Source organism: Streptomyces sp. NPDC002790 (assembly GCF_040295505.1).
Classification (GTDB): Bacteria; Actinomycetota; Actinomycetes; order Streptomycetales; family Streptomycetaceae; genus Streptomyces.
In genome coordinates this window covers 49,434-66,903 of sequence record NZ_JBEOVM010000012.1, presented here as the reverse complement: position 1 = coordinate 66,903, position 17,470 = coordinate 49,434, and the positions used below count along the sequence as shown (strand labels likewise).

The window sequence follows — 17,470 nt, the reverse complement described above, 5'->3', positions numbered from 1 at the left end:
ACCGCTCGGCCGCTGGTGTCAGCGCTGCAGACCGGCTGCCGTCGGCAGGAACGGCGCGGCGGCGGACGCAGCGGCAGCGCAGGTGGCGCGCGGTACGGCGCCGTCCCACGGTGTCCCGCCCGGAATTACCATTTCGGCTCTGGCCTGCAGTTTCTTCACGCGAGGCAACAGCCTCAACGGCGCCTGGGATGGATCCTGACCCTTCAGTGAGAGTAGACAGTGACGGCATTCCCTTCAGGCGATCGTTCGATGTTCCCGCTGACCCCTCGGGCACTTACCCGCCTGACCGCCACCGACCTTTCACGCGTGGCCGCGCGTGACCGTCAGCGCCTTAACGTTGAGCGCAGCCGGGTGAGTCCTGCAGCGGCCGAGAAAATGACCACTCCGACTCAGTCCATTGAAAACATGCTGATGGAGCGGGAGGGGCTGGTGAACGTGCTGGAATCGGGGTGGGCCTCGGAGCGCCAACTCCGCATTGATGACTACCTTTTCGCACTCGACATGCGTGCCGCCCCGGAAGAGGGCCTGCAGGAAATCGAGGGCGCCCCCCCGATGGAAATCATCGAGGTATCGGGGCAGCTCGACAGCCGGTTCCTGACTTGCACAGTGAAGGAAGCGAGCGGGCCCGGAGCAGGTATTCTTGGCGACTTCCTGCAGGCGTTCGCCCGGCGTTCCCCGGAATGGCTTTGGGATCGTCGACCGCGGCTGCTGCCCTGACCACCCCGAACGATCTGACGCCGGCCTTGCCGGAAACCACGCAAGCGATGCCATGGTGCGGGCGGTGGGAGTTGTGCTCTTCGTCCTCAACCAACGTGGCCCACCCCACAGCTGACCTCTGACAGGTGATCCTGACAGGTTGCCAGTTGACCTTGACCGTTCCTAGTCACCGCCGCCGCTGGTGGAGCTCCGGCGTCGGTCCTTCTGGGAGTGACGCACCAGCTCGCCCGCGGCGAGAGTTGCTGTCGCTACGCCGCGGACCCAGCGGGGTCCGCCGCGCGCCGCCCACACCACACATGCACACCCACCGACGGTGAGCGCCAAGATGCATAGCAGCACCAGAACAATCATGTTCTTCCCCTCCGCGTCCAGCCCTACGGTCTTACCGATCGTCTCAGGCCTGGAGAGCCTCAGACAATGCCCGAGCGACGGCGTGCGGCCACAAGGCTCCGGAGGCCACGACTCGGTCTCGCAAGACTCGCAGACTGATGCGCTGCCCCTCGTCCTCGACGTGCCAGGCGTTCATGCCCTGACAGGTCTTGGCGCCTCGGACCACGGCTCCTGCCTCGTCGGCCCTCCTGTAGGGGGTGCCGCCGGTTTCCGCAAGAATGATGCCGCCGCCTTCCCGTGCGTCGGCGTCTCGCTCCTCCCTCTGCCCGGGGTCCGTACGGTGAGTGGTGTAACTCCCGTGTAGGCAGCGACAGTTGATGACTGACGTGACAGGTGGCACCGAGGCGAAGGCCGACGGGGTGAGCCTGACCGGCGAGGGCGGGCTGCTGCAGCAGCTGACCAAGCGGGTGCTGGAGTCCGCGCTCGAAGATGAGTTGACCGCCCACCCGGGCCACGAGCCCGGCGAGCGGGCCGAGGGCGGCCGGGAGAACTACCGCAACGGACGGCGTGCGAAGAAGGTGACGACCGAGCTCGGGCGATGCCCAGCGTGCGTTACGACCCCCGCGGCCTCCGGTCGCCGATCGCCGCCCTGGGCGTCGCCCTGCGCGTCGCGGCACGCGCGCCGGCGGCGGACCTGGCCGCGACGCACTGAGCCCCTGCCGGCACCGCCGCCGGAACAGGTGTCGCCCCGCCGAAGCAGCCCGACCCTTACGCTGTGAACATTTTGCTTAAACAGCGAACATTTTATTGACGCGACGTAAAGCGAGATGCCATTCTCCACGACACCGCGCCTGACTCCTGCCGTGCCCCTCCACCTCGAGTACGACAGCGGCTCGCCACACCTGCCCCTCCAGGACAGGCCCGCAGCGCTCGACGAGAAGCCCGTCGGCGCGCCCGGGTCCCGGCGAGAACGGTGAGCGACCGCAACTCTCACGCTCTCCTCGCTTCGGCAGTCGGCCGAAGCGGCCCCGCCCGACGGCGGGGCACTTCACCTTCACAGTCAGGGAGAAGTAATGACTGGCAACAACGGGACGACGACGTCCCACAGCCCCACAGCGGGGGCGGCCCGGAAGGCGGGCTACGCGGGGACGCTGGCTGCCACCTGCTGTGCGGTGTTCGTGGCGCAGGTAGCCAACGCACTGCCGGTGTCCCTCCTCGGACTCTTCCAGGAGGACCTGAACACCCACGGCTCCCAACTGACCTGGATCACCGCGGCTTTCATGGTCGCGGTGGTCTGCTTCGAATTCACCTTCGGCGTGCTCGGCGACCTGTTCGGCCGCAAGAAGCTGATCTCCGCGGGAGCGGGCCTCGTTGCCATCGGCAGTACCGTGGCCGCGGTCGCGCCCAACGTGCAGGTCCTCTGGATCGGTGCCGCGCTGAACGGTCTCGGCGCCGGCGCCTTGTTCCCCGGCTCGCTCACCATGCTCGTGTCGGTCACCCGCAACGCCCGGGAACGCGCTCACGCCGTCGCTCTGTGGAGCGGGTTCCTCTCCGCGGGCGCCGCCGTCTCGCCCTTCCTCGGCGGGGCGTTCGCCAAGGTCGGCTCCTGGCGTGGCTCCTTCTGGGTGCTCGTCGCGGTCGCCGTGCTGAGCATCGCGCTCACGCTTGCGCTGACCTCCGAGTCCCGATCGCCCGAGGGCCGCGAGCTCGACATACCGGGCCAGATCACCTTCGCCATCGGCCTCATCCTGGTGCTGTACGCGGCCGTCGAGGGACCCGAGTCGGGGTGGGCAACCCTCCCTGTCATCATGTCCGCCGTCCTCGGGCTCTGCTTCCTCGCAGGCTTCGTCCTGGTCGAACTGGGCGCCAAGTCCCCGATCTTCGACCTGACCCTGTTCCGGAACCGGGCCTTCACGGTGGCGTCCGTCGTCGCGGTCATCGGCATGCTCGCCTTTCTCGGCGCATGCTTCGCGACGGCCATGTGGCTCGGACCGGTGCAGCACCAGGACCCGCTTCGCGTCGCCATCCCGTTCCTGCTACTGCAAGGGCCCGCGTTCGTCCTCATACCGGTCGTCTCCCGGCTGTTGCACCGGGTCGCCCCGACCTGGCTGCTGACCTCGGGCTTCGTCCTGATGGCCGTCGGCTGCCTCCTGTGCACCCGGCTCGATATCACCGACCTCGGCCTGACCCCGTTCGTCGCGCCCGCACTGCTGATCGGTGTCGGCTTCGCTCTGTGCGTGAGTTCGGTGACGGCCGTGGCGCTGGACAGCGTGCCCCCGCGGCTGGCGGGCATGGCGAGCGCCACGACCAACATGCTCCGCGATCTGGGCTTCGCGCTCGGCCCGGTCGTCGTCACCTCGGTCGCCCTCAGCAACGCGGGAACGGCGTTCGCGTCGAAACTGAACGTCGCGGACCTGCCGGCGGAGCAGCTGGGAGCCGCGCGCGGGATCGCCGCGGAGGGGGGACCCATCGCCGTGAACAGCCTGCCGCACGGCGCTCCGGGGTCGGCAGCGCACGGCCTCGCCCTCGACGCGCTGGGCAGCGGCTTCAGCACCGCCTTCCTCATCTGCGGCACCGCGGCCGCCCTGGCCGCGGTCCTTACCGCCGTCGGCATGATCGGCGTCCGCCCCCACCGCACCCCCACTCGGTCCCCGGCCGAGCCCTCCGCCACCGGTCGGGGCGACGCCCCCGAACTCGCAGCGAAGTAGCAGCCCTTCCCGGCCGGTTCGGGCTTCCGACTCCTATCGGAAGCCCGAACTGGCACCTCCACGTCAGGTCAAGGGCATGTAGCGCGCTCGTGAGCGCTCCGGCTGCCGGCGCCTCTCACGCGATCTCGCCGCGGCCCCGGGAAATCAAGATGCGCACCCACACTCCCCACCCGCGATGAAGGACTCCGGGCCGCCGAGTCCTCCCGCGAACTCACCCGCCGGTGCCTCCTTCGAGGCAATCGCGAGCCTCGACTCCATCGACCGCACGAGCAGCGACAAGGCTTCCAGAACCTTGAGCCGGTCGTCGCCGAGCGCGGCCAGCAGGGCCGACTCCACTCTCAGGACGCACACCCACCCCACCCCCACGAACACCTTCCTGCACCGCCTGCGGGCCGGTGAACGACAGGTCGGCCTCTGGCTGGCGCTCGCCGACGCGTACCCGGCGGAGATCCTCGCGGGCATCGGCTACGACTGGCTGCTCATCGACGCCGAACACGCCCCCAACGACGTGCGCTCCGTGCTCCGCGAACTCCAGGCGATCGACAGCGCCGCAGCGAGCCTGCCCGCCGGCCGCCCCCGGACCGAGGCCGTGGTGCGCCTGCCGTCCGCGGACCCCGTCACCGTCAAGCGATACCTGGAGATCGACGCCCGTACCCTCCTCATCCCAATGATCGACACGGCCGAGGACGCCGCCGCAGCTGTCGCCGCGACCCGCTATCCGCCGCACGGCATCCGCGGCATGGGCAGCGGCCTCGGGCGTTCCTCACGGTGGCGCCGGTTCGAGGACTACCAAGCCGCCGCCGACACCACGACAGGTGTGATCGTGCAGATCGAGTCGGCGACCGCTGTGAAGAACGCCGCCGCCATCGCCCGTACTCCCGGAGCCGACGCCGTCCTGCTCGGCCCCTCCGACCTGGCCGCGTCCATGGGCCACGCGGGCAACCCCGGTCACCCCGATGTCGTCGCGGCATCCTGCGCAGCGATCCGTGCGGCCCGCGCCGAGACGTCTCCCGCCGGAGTAATGGGCTCTGCCGCCCACCTGCCCGACTGGCTGGCCGCCGGGGCGCGTTCTTCGCCGTCACCTCCGACGTGGCACTGCTCGCGAACGCCGCCGCTGACCAGTTGCAGCAGGCACGCACGGCGGCTGCCGCGCCGGACACCGGCCGGGCGTCCACCGCGGTGTGGCGCGCCAGGCTCCTGATACCCCAGCCCGGGTCTGTGTAGCGATCGGTGGAACTCGGTCGGGTTGATCTAGCTGCGACCGGCGGTGAGTCGGCCGTCGAAGGTGATGTCGAAGGCTTGGAGCGCGGCCTTCCAGCGCATGGTCCAGCGTTTGCGTCCGGTGCCGGTGGGATCCAGGCTCATGACACGGCCAGGTAGACACACTTCAGAGCGGCCTGTTCCGTGGGGAAGGGCCCACGGGCCGTCACAGACCCGTACGGATGTGAACGTCCTCGCGCTCGGCCAATAGCCGCCGGATCCGCTCGGACGCCACCGCGCCAGGCGCGTCCGAGCACATCCGGCCCAGTCACCTGCCGAACCCGGCCGTCAGGCCGCTGAGCAACTGCCGGCGGCCGAACGCGTACAGGATCAGGAGCGGCAGCGTGGTGAGGACGACAGAGGCGAGAACGGCGGGGACGTTGACGCCGTGCTCGCCGCTTTGGAAGGTCCACAGGGCCAGCGGCAGGGTCCGCATGTCGGGGCTCTGCGTGAGGATCAGCGGGAGCAGGAATCCGTTCCAGATGGTCAGCGCGTTGAAGATGCTCACGGTCATGATGGCGGGGCGGGTGAGCGGGGCCGCGAGGCGCCACAGGGTGCCCCACTCGGTGGCGCCGTCGACCCGCATCGAGTCGAACAGTTCCTTGGGCACGTCCCGGATGAAGTTGGCGAGGACGAGCACGGACAGTGGGATGGCGAAGGCGATCGACGGAAGGATCAGCGCCAGCAGGCTGTCGTACAGATGCAGCCTGATGATGATCAGGTACACCGGGATCACCGTCGCCTGCAGCGGGATGGCCAGGCCCATGAGGAACAGGCCGTTGACCGCGCGCAGGTAGCGGGCGCGGCCGCCGCGCACGATCGCGTAGGCGGCCATGAAGGAGATCGCAACCGCCGGCACCACCGCGCCGACGGTGACCACGACGCTGTTGACGAAGTAGCCGACGAAGTCGTTTTCGAGGACGAGGCGGTAGTTGTCGAGAGTGGGGTCGCCGGACGGGACCAGCGGGTTGCTCGCGTAGTAGGTGCTCTGGGCCTTGAAGCTGGTGATGAGCGTCCAGTACAGGGGAACGGCGACTATGACGAGCCAGAACCAGCCGGCCAGGCCGCCGAGCCAGTTGCGGCGCTGAGTGGCTGGGCGGGGGCGCCGCTCGCGACGGGCGGTCTCTTCCTGACGCTGTGCCTTGGTCAGTGTGGTCGTCACGTCAGGCTCCCTCGAGCTGGCTCGCGGCGGCATCCCTGCCGCCGAGCCGGCGCAGCAGCAGGGCGAAGGCGAGACCCACCAGGACGAGGATGACCGCGATGGCACTGGCCGGACCCATCAGGTTGGCCTGGAAGCCCCGCTTGTACATGTCGAGCGCGAGGACCCGGGTGGCGTCTCCTGGTCCTCCCTCGGTCAGGACGTAGATCAGGTCGAAGAAGGTCAGCGATCCGACCACCATCAGCGTCGACGACGTGATGATGGTGTATTTCAGCTGGGGCAGCGTGATGCTGAAGAACTGCCGGATCCGCCCGGCGCCGTCCAACTGGGCCGCCTCGTAAAGGGACTTCGGAATCTGCTGCACACCACCCTGGTAGATCAGCGAGTGGAAGGGGACGAACTGCCAGGAGACGATGAAGATGACGACGCCGAAGGCGAGTCCGGGCCGTCCCAGCCAGTCCTTGCTGAGCCAGTCGACGCCAAGTCCCGCGCCGAGCCCGAATGTCGGGTTGAGCAGTGCCTTGTACGCGACGGCGATCGCGGCTGAGCTGAGCATCAGCGGGATGAAGTACACCACTCCGAGCAGCGCCCGGTAGCGCTGGCGTCCCGCCATGAACGTACCGAGCAGAATACTGATCGGCGTCTGGAACGCCCAGGACGCGATCATCACCCCGAACGTCACCAACACCGCGTGCGGCAGGCCGGGGTTGCTGAGCACGGACCGCCAACTGGTCAGACCCGAGGGGTGGATGGCGCCGATGCCGTCCCACGTGGTGAAGGACAGGGCGAAGACGCCGACGAGCGGGATGACGGCGAAGCCGACGAAGACCACCAGCGCCGGCGCGGTCAGCCACGGCAGGATGCTGCGCCGACCGCGACGCGGCGGGTGGGCGGTGAGCGAGGTCATGTACCGATGACCTTGTTCATGTTGGTGGCGAACTGCTTGGGCGAGATGGACAGTTGGAACAGCTTGGCGATGTTGTCGAGCAGCGTCTCCGCCGCCGTCGGGCTGAGCGCCTGGTCCCAGGACTGGCTGAACGTCTTGGCCTTGGTGGCAATGTCGTACGTGAACTGCAGGAAATCGGCGTCCTTGGAAGCGGCGAGCAGTTTCTCCGTGCCCACCTTGACCGGAACGCCGCCGCCGTCGATCCACGCCTTCACTTCGGCATCCTGCAGCATGCCCTTGGCGAAGAACTCCTTGGCGATCTTCTTCTCCTCCGCGCTGGCCTTCGAGGAGATGGACAGGTACTCGCCGGGGTTGCCGACGGTATTGCTCGGATCGCCCTTGCCGCCCGCGACGGACGGGAAGTTCATGTAGCCCAGGCCGCCGCTGGAGACGAAGTCACCGCCGTCGTGCTTCTGGATGCCGTACGACCAGGAGCCGTGCAGCATCATCGCGGCCTTGCCGGTGTACAGGAGCGCCTGGTCGGCATTGGAGTCCGCGGTGATCGACGAGAAGCCCTTGACGAAACCCTTGGCCTTGACCAGGTCCTGCACCATGCCAAGGGCCTTGATGGCGGCGGGGTCGGACCAGGCGTTCTTCTCGCCGTCGAAGATGGCCTGGAACACCTCGGGGCCGCCGATGCGGTCGAAGAGGAACTCCAGCCACATCATGTTCGTCCACCGGGACTGCCCGCCGAGCGAGAACGGGGCAATGCCCTTGGCGTTGAACTTGGGAACCAGGGACATGATGTCGTCCCACGACTGCGGCGGCCTCACACCGGCCTTTTCGAAGACCTTCTTGTTGTAGTAGAGGAAGATGGGCTGCACCCGCTCGACGGGCATCGCGTAGATCTTGCCCTTGACGGTCGCCGCGGGGAACGAGGTGGGGAACAGGGTCTTCTTGACCTCGGGGTGCTGCTCGAACCACGGGGTCAGATCCTCGACCTGGCTCGCCGCCACGTAGCTGCGCAGCGTCCCGCCGCCCCAGCTCTTGATGATGGTGGGCGCCTTCCCGGCGCCGATGGCGGTCTTGATCTTCGTCTTGAACGCGTCGTTCTGGAAGGCGGTGCCGGCGATCTGGCTCTTGGGGTGGGACTTGTTGAAGGCCGCCACCGTATCGGCCCTGACGCCCTCGTCGGGCTGGCCGCTCAGGTACCAGTAAGTGGCTCCCTTGCCGCCGGCACCGTTCTTGCTGGGCCCTGAGGAGCCGCAGGCCGCGAGCGCCGCGGAGAGCGGGACGCCGGCGGCGATGCCGAGGGCGGTCCGTCTTGAGACGGGACGTCGTGAGAGGGGGATTTCCATATCTGTTCTCCGCACTCGGGAGCCGTCGGCAGCTCATGAGCCACCGTGAAAACTTTTCGAAATCCAACCAGCGTTTAGCTCTGTGAGTGCAAATTAGGTAGCGGGCACGGGGGTGTCAAGGCATGCGCAATAACGTTGTGGGGCAAGGCACTTGTGCGTAGCGTCCGGCAGACACGACGCACACAGAAGCCGCGACAGACATCGAAAATGTTTCGACACGCTGCGGCTGAGGACAGAGGAGGATGCGCATGTCCGCAGCTGATTCACTTGCCGGGAAAGGGCAGGTCTTGCCGCGCTGGCAGGACCCGGTGCTGCCCGTGTCCGACCGGGTCGACGCACTGCTCGCCGAGATGACGGTGACGGAGAAGGTCGCACAGCTCGGCAGCCGCTGGCTCGGCAACTTCGTGGGGCGCAAAGCGGCCGACGACGGCGACACCGGTGACGGGAAGGCCGGTGACGGGAAGGCCGAGCGACCTCAAGTGGCCCCTTTGGAGGCCGTGTTCGAGGAGGCGGGGCGGGTTCCGCTCGAGGAGGCGGCGCAGGACGGGCTCGGCCACCTCACGCGGGTGTACGGCAGCCGTCCGGTGAGCGTACAGAAGGGCGCGGACCTGCTTGTCGCGCAGCAGCACGCGGTCGTCAAGAGCTCCCGGCTCGGCATCCCGGCCCTGGCCCACGAGGAGTGCCTCACCGGGTTCAACACCTACGGCGCCACCGTCTACCCCGCTCCGCTTGCGTGGGCGGCGGCCTTCGACCCGGACCTGGTGCACCGCCTCGGCGGGGCGATCGGGAGGGACATGCGGGCGGTCGGAGTGCACCAGGGGCTCGCACCGGTCCTGGACGTGGTGCGGGACTACCGGTGGGGCCGGGTCGAGGAGACCATGGGCGAGGACCCGTACCTGGTGTCGATGCTCGGTGCCGCGTACGTCAGCGGGGTGGAGGGCGCGGGTGTCATCACCACCCTGAAGCACTTCGCCGGGTACTCGGCCGCCCGCGGCGCCCGCAACCACGGCCCCGTACCGATCGGCCGACGCGAACTGATGGATGTCATCCTGCCACCGTTCGAGACGGCGATCGCGGTGGGCGGTGCCCGCTCCGTGATGAACTCCTATTCCGACATCGACGGAGTACCGGCCGGAGCCGACCCCTGGCTCCTGACCCAACTGCTGCGCGAAGAGTGGCAGTTCACCGGCACGGTCGTCTCCGACTACGGGTCGCTGGCGTTCCTCTCCGGCCTGCACGGGGTCGCGGCCGACTTCGGCGAGGCGGGCGTGATGGCGCTCGGCGCGGGCATCGACGTGGAGCTGCCGGACACCCTCACGTTCGGCCGGCACCTGGAGGAACGGGTCCGTCGTGGCGAGCTTGCCGAGTCCCTGCTCGACCGGGCGGTGCGCCGGCTGCTGACCCAGAAGGTCGAGCTCGGCCTTCTCGATCCCGGTTGGACGCCCGAGGGTTCGGTCGCCTCGGCCGCGGCAACGGACCTGGACTCACCGGACAACCGGGCCCTTGCGCGGGAGTTGGCCGAGCGATCCGTCGTGCTGCTCGACGAGGGCAGCGCGCTGCCGCTCCTCGACGCGGATGCGGGGCGTGCGGCGCCGGGGCGAATCGCCGTGGTGGGGCCGTGCGCGGCCGACTCGCGCACCCTCATGGGCTGTTACGCCTTCCCGAACCACGTTCTGCCCCGCCACCCCGGTCTGCCGCTCGGCATCTCCGCGCCGACGGTCGTGGACGCGCTGCGCGGCGAACTCCCGGACTCCGAGATCGTCTTCGAGCCGGGGTGCGACGTGCGCGAGGAGGGCCGGTCCGGCTTCGCCGCGGCGGTGGCCGCGGCCCGCGAGGCGGAGCTGTGCATCGCGGTGGTGGGCGACCGCGCGGGTCTGTTCGGAGCAGGCACGTCCGGCGAGGGTTGCGACGTGGAGGACCTACAACTGCCGGGTGTTCAGGCCGAGTTGCTCGCGGAGCTGTTCGCCACCGGGACGCCCGTGGTCGTGGTCGTGCTGTCCGGTCGCCCGTACGCGCTCGGCGAGGTGCATCCCCGGGCGGCCGGCCTCGTCCAGGCGTTCATGCCGGGACAAGAGGGTGCGGCGGCGATCGCGGGTGTGCTGACCGGGCGCGTCCAGCCGGCGGGCCGGCTGCCGGTGCAGATTCCGCGCCGCCGGGGCGGACAGCCCGGCACGTATCTGCAGCCGCCGCTCGGCGCACACACGCAGGGCATCAGCAGCGTCGACCCGACGCCGCTGTTCCCCTTCGGATTCGGCAGGTCGTACACCACGTTCGAGATCGGGGACCTGCGCGTGAGCGCGCACGACATCCCCACCGACGGGGAGTTCACGGTGTCGGTGCTTGTGCGCAACACGGGTGCCAGGTCGGGGCGCGAGGTCGTCCAGCTGTATCTGCGCGACACCGTCGCCCAAGTCACGCGACCCGTACGGCAGTTGACCGGCTTCACGCAGGTCGACCTCGATCCGGGGGCGAGTGCGCGCGTGAACTTCCGGGTGCACGCCGACCGGACCGCGTTCACCGGACGCGATCTCACCCGGATCGTCGAACCCGGCGAGGTCGACGTGCAGGTCGGCACCTCGTCGCAGGAGCTGCCCTGCCGGGCTACCGTACGGTTGACGGGCCCCACCCGGGAGGTCGGCCACGACCGGCGGTTCACCACACCGGTGGACGTCACCCCGGAGTGGACGTAACCCTGGAAGAAGCCGATGCCACCGCACGCTAGACGCACCACCCTGGCGACCATCGCCCGCGAGGCGGGGGTCTCCGTCGCGACCGTGTCCAAAGTGGTCAACGACCGCAGCGACGTGGCGCCGGGGACCCGTGCCCGGGTGCAGGTGCTGCTTCGCGAGCACGACTACCTGGCCCCGGTGTTCCGGCACAGCGAGGCCGCGAAGAACCCGACGATCGAGGTGCAGTTCAACAACGACCTCAAGACGTACTCGGTCGAAGCCCTTGAGGGCATCATCGAAGCCGCCGCCGAACTGGGCACCTCGGTCGTGATCAGCAAGTCATCACCCGCCCCGCACTGGGCGCGGGACCTGGTGTCGGCGGGGCGGCACGCTCTCATCGCGGTCACCAGCATGTACACCTCCGCACATGTGAAGCAGCTGGCCAAGGCCGGACTTCCGCTGGTGGTCCTCGACCCGCTCCACCTGCCGCACAGCCAGGTTCACAGCGTCGGAGCGACGAACTTCGCCGGCGGCCTGGCCGCGACCGGGCATCTGCTCCGTCTCGGCCACCGCCGCGTCGGCTATCTCGGCGGACCGACCATGGCCGTGTGCAACCAGGCCCGCATGCACGGCTACCGCGCCGCCCTGGAGGCAGCGGGCGCCCCGACGCCCAACACCTACGTCCGGCACGGAGCGTTCACGCACCGAGCCGGCCTGCTCGGCGCCACCGCGTTCCTTGGACTGGACGAACCACCGACGGCGATCTTCGCGGGCAACGACGAGATCGCCCTCGGCGCCATCGAGGCTGCCCGAACGTGCGGCCTGCGCATCCCCGAGGACCTGAGCGTGGTGGGCTTCGACGACACACACCTGGCCCGGATGGCGTCACCGCCGCTGACCACCGTGCGCCAGCCACTGCGCGAGATGGGCGGCGTCGCGCTGCGCACCGCGCTGCGCCTCGCGAACGGCGAGCGGGTCGAGTCCCACCACATCGAACTCGCCACGGAACTCGTCGTACGGGCGTCGACCGCGCCGCCTCAGGAAGAGGCGTCGACGCGAACGTAGGTACGCCTGGCCTGCATCAGCCCCTCGTTCGGTGTTCACCGCTTCGCTGGTCGATTCACAAGCAACGGAAGCATCGACGCGCAGCTTCTCGCCCGGCAGGACTGGGACCCTCGCCGACGCCGACGGATGCGACCGTGCAGATACTGTCCGACCGGTTCTCGATCTCGGCGGCGTGGCGAGCACTGCGCGATCTTGCGGCTGATCCAATTCACATACGGTGAGCCGGAGTTGGTCACTGAGGAACGACGATTCCTGCGGACGGGATCATGCTGGTCGCTGGTCTTGTCGTGCTTCCTTGGAGATCGGAGTGTGTCGTGCCGATGCAGCGACAGTCCTGGCCTGAGCCGGATCCGCAGGTCACGGCGGCGATCCGGGCGACGTACCGGGGCAGGCGGGAGGCGCCGCTGGCGGTGCAGGTCCATGACCGGCTCGGCGAGCCGTTCCCGGACGCCGCCTTTGCTGACGCGTTCGGCCAAGTGGTCACGGTGGTGCACTAGGTGTCGTGTCTCACCAGGTTGGTTACACGAGGTCCTCGAAGGTGAGCTGTTGCGGGATGCCCGCGATCGGTTCTGGCGGCTGGTCGAAGACGAGGCGGTAGTCGCTTCCGGCAGTCCGGCTGATGGGTGGTCGGCCGCCGAGCGCGGCGTGTGGTCTCTCGTGGTTGTAGTAGTTCACGAACTCGGCGAGTGCGATGCGGCGTTCGTGCTCGGAGCTGTAGTCGCGGACGTATGCCCACTCGCGGGCGAGCGTCCCCTGGTATCTCTCCACTTTCCCGTTCGTGCGCGGGGTGTAGGGGCGGGTGCGCTTGTGCTTCGTGGCGGTCACGGTGAGCGCGTCAGCCCAGGTCGTGGAGCGGTAGCAGGCACCGTTGTCGGTGAGGCAGCGGCGGAGCGGGGCGATGCCATGGGCGGCGAAGAAGGCGACGGCGCGGTGCCAGAAGGCGACCGCGGTCACGGCCTTTTCATCGTCCAGGGCCTCGGTGTAGGCGAGCCGGGAGTGGTCGTCGAGCGCCGAGTGCAGGTACGCGTAGCCGACTTTGCCGTTGCCTGGACCGGTCCGTTTGGAGGCGCGAGCTGCTTCGGTGCCCATACCGTGCATGCGCCAGCCGCCGCCCTCGGGGATGCGTCCGAGCTTCTTGACATCGACGTGGACCAGGTCACCAGCGTGTTCGTACTCGTAGCGGATGACCTCGCGCATCTGCTCGCCGGTGGGCGGGTCCAGGTCGCGCAACCGGTTGAGACCTCGCCGGACCAGAACACGGTGCACGGTGGCCGGGGAGATAGTGATGCCGTGCAGGCGTTCGAGGTCGGCGGCGAGGCGGACGGGGCCGTACTTGGTCTGCCGTCGCAGCGCCTCCACCAGGTCCGCGACCTCCTCGGCGGTGTGGTCCGGGCTGGCATCCGGCCGGGAGGAGCGGTCGAGCAGTCCGTTCTCGCCGTGCGCCGTCCAGCGGGCGTACCACTTGCCCAGGCAGCGCCGTGAAACGCCGGCCTCGGCCGCAACATGCGCGATCGGGCGTCCGGCGTCCACTCGCTCGCAGAGCCGGCGACGCCCTTCCGGTGTCAGCGGTGCGTTGGGGTGGCCCACCATGTCAGGACGCGGAGTTCATGCGCATCCGGACGCCCTCGGTCTCCCAGCGGCCAGGCCACCAGGACGGCTCCCCTCGGGGATGCCTTGCCAGGCGGCTGTCTGCGGCTGGCCTGTCAGCGTGCGTGGGAGACGTCGGCGTCGCCGTTGCTGCCACTCTCCGTATCCGCGCAAGAGGTGGCCCTACGAGACCAGCACGATCTTGCGCCCGGCAAGGCCACCGCGCTCGAGGCGTTCGTGGGCCTCGCGTGCCTGGGCAAGCGGGAGCGTCTCGATGCGGATCCGGTCGAGGAGAGACGTGGTGAGCAGGGAGGTCAGGCGAGGAGGGTCGGCCTGTACTACGACCTTCTCGACGGCGACGCCGCGCTCCGGCTCGTTCTTGTCGGCGACGTGAATGGAGACGAAGGCGCCGCCGTCCTTCACCGCGCGGATCAGCCCGGGGCCCGCAACTGCGGCGTTGAAGACCGCGTCCATGCCACCCGGCACCACCTCACGGGCCGCAGTGGCCATCTCCTCCGGCGTGCCACGAAGGAGCCCTCCCGCGTAGCCCTGAGCGGCAAGCGCCTCGTCTGCCATCGAGCCGGTGACATAGACATGCGCCCCCGCAGCTGCAGCCGCGGTGGCAGCGCTCATGCCCACCGGGCCGCCAGCACCAACGATCAGGATGTTCGCTCCCTCAAGGGGCCCCATGCGATCGGTGGCCTGCGCGCCAGTCAGGGCGTTCATCGCGAAGACGGCGGCACGCGCCGGATCGAGGTCCGGCGGCAGCGCGGCCACCCACTGCGGCGCGACACTGATGACCTCCGCATAGGTGCCGCGGCCCACCTCCGAACCGAGCCAAGGGACGAAACCAACCACAGCGGAGCCGGCGGGGAGCGTCGGAGCCGGATCGATGAGAGTACCGACGAAGTCCCAGCCCAGTACGGCGGGGAAGGCGAGGCCGAGATCCTTGAGTCGTTGCGGGGTGTCGCCGCGCCGGAGCTCCACATCACTGACGTTGGCGGTGCGGGCCCGGACCCGTACTCGGATGCGGTCTCGGGTCGGCAGCGGTTCCGGCCGCTCCCGCACTTCCAGGACCTCGGGCGGGCCGAAACGATCGAACTCGACACGCAGCATGATGACTCCTCCTGTGCTGTCAGGGCCTTCGGGACGACGAAGCTGCCATCGACCCGTTATGCGGCAAAAGCAGTATTCGCCGCGGTTTCTCCTGAGCGTTAAGGTAGACATTGACATCCGTGTCAAGGTCAAGCGCGCACCGTGCCCATAGGGAGCGTCCTCATGAAGATTGGTGAGCTGGCGCAGATCTCCGGTTCCTCGCCCCGGCAGATCCGCCACTACGAGGCAGCGGGCCTGCTGTGTTCGATTCGCCTGCCCAACGGATACCGCGAATTCCAGGACAGCGACGCCCGCCGGGTGCGCAATATCAGGACTCTGCTCGACTACGGTCTGACCCTCGACGAGATCACCTCTACCGTGCGAGCGGTCTGCGATGCGGAGACCTACGAGGCACTCGATGAGAGCGAATACACCCAGGCCGTCGGAGCCCTGGACGGCCGTATCGCCCTACTCCAAGAACTTCACGACCGCACCGCGCGGCAGCTGGAGGCGCTGCGAGCCCTGCGCGACGGATTCGATGACGCCGGAGAGTGAGAGGCCCTGTCGCGTAACCAACCTCATGCAACAACACAACTAGGCCGCGAATCTGACCGACCGACAGGCTGCTGACGAGGTTCGCGAGAACCTCGCCTGGAAGTACGCACTCGGCCTGGACCTTCAGGATCCGGGCGTCGACCACAGCGTGCTGTCAGAGTTCCGCTCCGGTGTTGCCACCCACGTGTCCCGCTCGGAAATACAGTTTTGATCCTTCAATGTCACTGTCGACCGTCACCACCCTGGTCCGGAGCCTGATCAAGGTGCCTTTCTGCCGTACTGCGCAGCCGCACGGCCAAAGACGCAGAGACTCTCGCGTTACGGCATGAGAACGCGGTGCTGCGCCGTCAGATCGCCCGCGTCCGCTACCCGATCGCCCCGTCCACAGTCCGGGAGATCCTCCACGCAGCCGGCATCTACCCCACGCAGCAGCACTCCGGCCCCACCGCCCACCCAGGGGCCCCGGTTGGAGTCGCAGCGCTTCCTCCTCCGGGACCGGGACAGCAAGTACGCCCGATAGGGAACCCCGTCTTCGGGGCGCACACCGCCAACGACCCGCGCGTGCGTGGAGACGCCTCAAGTGGCCCGGATCGTGATCGTGTTACGAGCCCAGAGGGTCTCGGAGTCCGGCCCTTCCATGAAGAGAGCACTCACACCTGCGCGTAACCACCGTCGGCGAAGAACTCGGCACCATTGACGAAACTCGACGCGTCCGAGGCAAGGAACGTCGTCACGGCGGCGATCTCCTCGGGTTCGGCGAGCCGACCAAGAGGGACTTCACCTTCTGCTTGCTCGAGAACCTCGGGCGGGACCAGCTCAAGCAGGCCAGGGGTGCGTGTACCACCCGGGGATACGACGTTGACCCGAAAGCCATGCGCGCGCGAGCTGTGGGCCCAACCGCGGGCCAGGTTGCGGACCGCGGCCTTCGTCGCTCCGTAGACCTCGAGTCCCGGGTCAGGCCGTGTCCCGGCGGTCGATCCCGTCAGGATCACCGAAGCGTTTGCACTGAGCAGCGGCAGCGCTAGTTGCAGGGTGAAGATCGCTCCCTTGACGTTGGTGACGAACAGCGAGTCGATCAGTTCCTCCGTCACCTCGCCGAACGGAGCTGCGGTGCCGATGCCGGCGTTGGCGCGCCGCGCCCGACCAGGAGCCCACGGACTTCCAGCAGGACATCACCGATCTGGTGCGCCGGGCCCAGGCCGCGGGCGCGCTGCGGCCCGACGTCCACCCGTCCGACCCGGGAATCGTCTGGCTGACCAACGACGCGCTGGTCACCGCACTCCCGGACGGCCCGGCGGCCTCCCGCCGACTCGTCGCGTACCTCCTGGAGTCCTTCCGCAGCCACCCTGCCCGCGGTGTGCTGCCGCCGCCGAGCCCGCTGCGATTGGCGCACCTGCCGGACCGGCTCGAGGCTGCAGCGGTCTCACCCCACCGGTCGGCCGGAGGATTCGGTCGCACCCGGTGCGGTGATGCCTCGCGTGATGGTGTCGGCGGCGAAGGCGATGAAGTCCTGCGGATCGAGGTGCTGGGCCCAGTTGTTGGCGAGGTTTTCGCTGACGCCCATCAGCGCGGCCACCACGAAGCGGACGAGTGCGGGATCCTCGCGCAGGGTGCGGCCCTCCCGGTCGGCCGCCTCGATGAGAGCGGTGTGCAGCGCCTCGTCGTAGCGGCGTGCCGTCTCGCGCAGTTCGAGGACCGACTTGCGATCGTACCGAGCGTCGCCTTCGGAGTTGCTCCAGGTCGCGGTCAGGCTGCCCACCCGGCTCCACTGACGGGCGGAGTGGGGGATCACCGACGCGAGCAGCGCCGCGACGCCCTGATCCCTGGGGAGAGACTCGACGAAGGCGGTGGATTCGATCTGGCTCTCGCTGAGCAGGGCGATGAAGATCTCTTCCTTGTCCGCGAAGTACTGGTAGATCAGCCCGGTACTGGTGCCCGCGCGCTGGGCCACCGACCGGATGGTGAGTGCCGCGTACCCGCCCTCGTCCAGGAGCTCGGCGGCCGCGTCCAGCGTCATCCGGCGCCGCGCCTCCGCGTCGCCGTAGACGGACTTCTTGTTCGAATCCTTCATGCGCTCACAT

General features: G+C 68.7%; 14 protein-coding genes and 4 pseudogenes. 9 read left to right on the top strand and 9 right to left on the bottom strand.

Annotation, left to right across the window (positions count from 1 at the left end; translation table 11 throughout):
* Positions 1 to 249: 249 nt before the first annotated feature.
* Positions 250 to 717: a hypothetical protein gene (locus tag ABT004_RS09375; RefSeq protein ID WP_351333267.1), complete on the top strand. Its 468-nt coding sequence runs from the start codon at positions 250 to 252 to the stop codon at positions 715 to 717.
* A gap of 162 nt (positions 718 to 879) precedes the next feature.
* Here ABT004_RS09375 and ABT004_RS09370 read toward each other — a convergent pair whose 3' ends face one another.
* Positions 880 to 1,068 carry a hypothetical protein gene (locus ABT004_RS09370; protein WP_351333265.1) on the bottom strand — a complete coding sequence of 63 codons (189 nt, stop codon included), beginning with the start codon at positions 1,066 to 1,068 and terminating at the stop codon, positions 880 to 882.
* Positions 1,069 to 1,451: 383 nt separating this feature from the next.
* Between ABT004_RS09370 and ABT004_RS09365 the strand changes: the two are divergent.
* The 3 genes and pseudogenes from ABT004_RS09365 to ABT004_RS09355 all read left to right on the top strand — a co-directional run.
* A pseudogene (locus tag ABT004_RS09365) lies at positions 1,452 to 1,643 on the top strand (transposase); the annotation flags it as partial.
* 477 nt (positions 1,644 to 2,120) lie between these two features.
* Positions 2,121 to 3,755 (top strand): MFS transporter, encoded by a 1,635-nt coding sequence (locus ABT004_RS09360; protein ID WP_351333263.1) that lies wholly within the window; start codon positions 2,121 to 2,123, stop codon positions 3,753 to 3,755.
* Positions 3,756 to 3,930: 175 nt separating this feature from the next.
* On the top strand, positions 3,931 to 4,956 hold the full coding sequence (locus tag ABT004_RS09355) for an HpcH/HpaI aldolase family protein (protein ID WP_351333260.1): 1,026 nt from the start codon (positions 3,931 to 3,933) through the stop codon (positions 4,954 to 4,956).
* A gap of 50 nt (positions 4,957 to 5,006) precedes the next feature.
* Here the strand turns inward: ABT004_RS09355 and ABT004_RS09350 are convergent.
* From ABT004_RS09350 to ABT004_RS09335, 4 genes and pseudogenes are all read right to left on the bottom strand, one after another.
* Positions 5,007 to 5,188, bottom strand: a pseudogene (locus ABT004_RS09350) (IS256 family transposase); the annotation flags it as partial.
* A 95-nt stretch (positions 5,189 to 5,283) separates the two neighbouring features.
* Entirely contained in the window at positions 5,284 to 6,177 is an 894-nt protein-coding gene (locus ABT004_RS09345) for a carbohydrate ABC transporter permease (RefSeq protein ID WP_351333258.1), read from the bottom strand.
* Between the two features lies 1 nt (position 6,178).
* On the bottom strand, positions 6,179 to 7,081 hold the full coding sequence (locus ABT004_RS09340) for a carbohydrate ABC transporter permease (protein ID WP_351333255.1): 903 nt from the start codon (positions 7,079 to 7,081) through the stop codon (positions 6,179 to 6,181).
* On the bottom strand, positions 7,078 to 8,418 hold the full coding sequence (locus ABT004_RS09335; RefSeq protein ID WP_351333253.1) for an extracellular solute-binding protein: 1,341 nt from the start codon (positions 8,416 to 8,418) through the stop codon (positions 7,078 to 7,080). The genes ABT004_RS09340 and ABT004_RS09335 overlap by 4 nt, the downstream gene beginning before the upstream one ends.
* Before the next feature lie 248 nt (positions 8,419 to 8,666).
* Between ABT004_RS09335 and ABT004_RS09330 the strand changes: the two genes are divergently transcribed.
* From ABT004_RS09330 to ABT004_RS09320, 3 genes are all read left to right on the top strand, one after another.
* Positions 8,667 to 11,108: a glycoside hydrolase family 3 N-terminal domain-containing protein gene (locus ABT004_RS09330; RefSeq protein ID WP_351333251.1), complete on the top strand. Its 2,442-nt coding sequence runs from the start codon at positions 8,667 to 8,669 to the stop codon at positions 11,106 to 11,108.
* A gap of 15 nt (positions 11,109 to 11,123) precedes the next feature.
* The gene (locus ABT004_RS09325; RefSeq protein ID WP_351333249.1) at positions 11,124 to 12,152 is read left to right on the top strand and encodes a LacI family DNA-binding transcriptional regulator; all 1,029 of its coding nucleotides are present in this window, start codon (positions 11,124 to 11,126) and stop codon (positions 12,150 to 12,152) included.
* A gap of 314 nt (positions 12,153 to 12,466) precedes the next feature.
* Positions 12,467 to 12,649 (top strand): hypothetical protein, encoded by a 183-nt coding sequence (locus ABT004_RS09320; protein WP_351333246.1) that lies wholly within the window; start codon positions 12,467 to 12,469, stop codon positions 12,647 to 12,649.
* 22 nt (positions 12,650 to 12,671) lie between these two features.
* Here ABT004_RS09320 and ABT004_RS09315 read toward each other — a convergent pair whose 3' ends face one another.
* Together ABT004_RS09315 and ABT004_RS09310 are read right to left on the bottom strand one after the other, a co-directional pair.
* A complete protein-coding gene (locus ABT004_RS09315; RefSeq protein ID WP_351333348.1) occupies positions 12,672 to 13,739 on the bottom strand; it encodes an IS481 family transposase in 1,068 nt (355 codons plus the stop codon).
* Positions 13,740 to 13,922: 183 nt separating this feature from the next.
* Complete coding sequence (locus ABT004_RS09310) at positions 13,923 to 14,855, bottom strand: alcohol dehydrogenase catalytic domain-containing protein (protein ID WP_351333244.1); 933 nt, start codon at positions 14,853 to 14,855, stop codon at positions 13,923 to 13,925.
* A 162-nt stretch (positions 14,856 to 15,017) separates the two neighbouring features.
* Between ABT004_RS09310 and ABT004_RS09305 the strand changes: the two genes are divergently transcribed.
* Positions 15,018 to 15,389 carry a MerR family transcriptional regulator gene (locus ABT004_RS09305; RefSeq protein WP_351333241.1) on the top strand — a complete coding sequence of 124 codons (372 nt, stop codon included), beginning with the start codon at positions 15,018 to 15,020 and terminating at the stop codon, positions 15,387 to 15,389.
* Positions 15,390 to 15,438: 49 nt separating this feature from the next.
* Positions 15,439 to 15,555: pseudogene (locus ABT004_RS09300) on the top strand (transposase); the annotation flags it as partial.
* 484 nt (positions 15,556 to 16,039) lie between these two features.
* Here the strand turns inward: ABT004_RS09300 and ABT004_RS09295 are convergent.
* Together ABT004_RS09295 and ABT004_RS09290 are read right to left on the bottom strand one after the other, a co-directional pair.
* Positions 16,040 to 16,519, bottom strand: a pseudogene (locus tag ABT004_RS09295) (SDR family NAD(P)-dependent oxidoreductase); the annotation flags it as partial.
* 293 nt (positions 16,520 to 16,812) lie between these two features.
* Positions 16,813 to 17,460, bottom strand: coding sequence for a TetR/AcrR family transcriptional regulator (locus tag ABT004_RS09290; protein WP_351333238.1), 648 nt, complete (start codon positions 17,458 to 17,460; stop codon positions 16,813 to 16,815).
* Between the last annotated feature and the right edge of the window lie 10 nt (positions 17,461 to 17,470).

Excerpts from the sequence above, each read along its gene's own strand:
- ABT004_RS09290 (WP_351333238.1), bottom strand. The coding sequence starts at position 17,460 with ATGAAGGATTCGAACAAGAAGTCCGTCTACGGCGACGCGGAGGCGCGG.
- ABT004_RS09330 (WP_351333251.1), top strand. The coding sequence starts at position 8,667 with ATGTCCGCAGCTGATTCACTTGCCGGGAAAGGGCAGGTCTTGCCGCGC.
- ABT004_RS09305 (WP_351333241.1), top strand. The coding sequence starts at position 15,018 with ATGAAGATTGGTGAGCTGGCGCAGATCTCCGGTTCCTCGCCCCGGCAG.
- ABT004_RS09360 (WP_351333263.1), top strand. The coding sequence starts at position 2,121 with ATGACTGGCAACAACGGGACGACGACGTCCCACAGCCCCACAGCGGGG.
- ABT004_RS09340 (WP_351333255.1), bottom strand. The coding sequence starts at position 7,081 with ATGACCTCGCTCACCGCCCACCCGCCGCGTCGCGGTCGGCGCAGCATC.
- ABT004_RS09335 (WP_351333253.1), bottom strand. The coding sequence starts at position 8,418 with ATGGAAATCCCCCTCTCACGACGTCCCGTCTCAAGACGGACCGCCCTC.
- ABT004_RS09325 (WP_351333249.1), top strand. The coding sequence starts at position 11,124 with ATGCCACCGCACGCTAGACGCACCACCCTGGCGACCATCGCCCGCGAG.
- ABT004_RS09375 (WP_351333267.1), top strand. The coding sequence starts at position 250 with ATGTTCCCGCTGACCCCTCGGGCACTTACCCGCCTGACCGCCACCGAC.
- ABT004_RS09370 (WP_351333265.1), bottom strand. The coding sequence starts at position 1,068 with ATGATTGTTCTGGTGCTGCTATGCATCTTGGCGCTCACCGTCGGTGGG.
- ABT004_RS09355 (WP_351333260.1), top strand. The coding sequence starts at position 3,931 with ATGAAGGACTCCGGGCCGCCGAGTCCTCCCGCGAACTCACCCGCCGGT.
- ABT004_RS09310 (WP_351333244.1), bottom strand. The coding sequence starts at position 14,855 with ATGCTGCGTGTCGAGTTCGATCGTTTCGGCCCGCCCGAGGTCCTGGAA.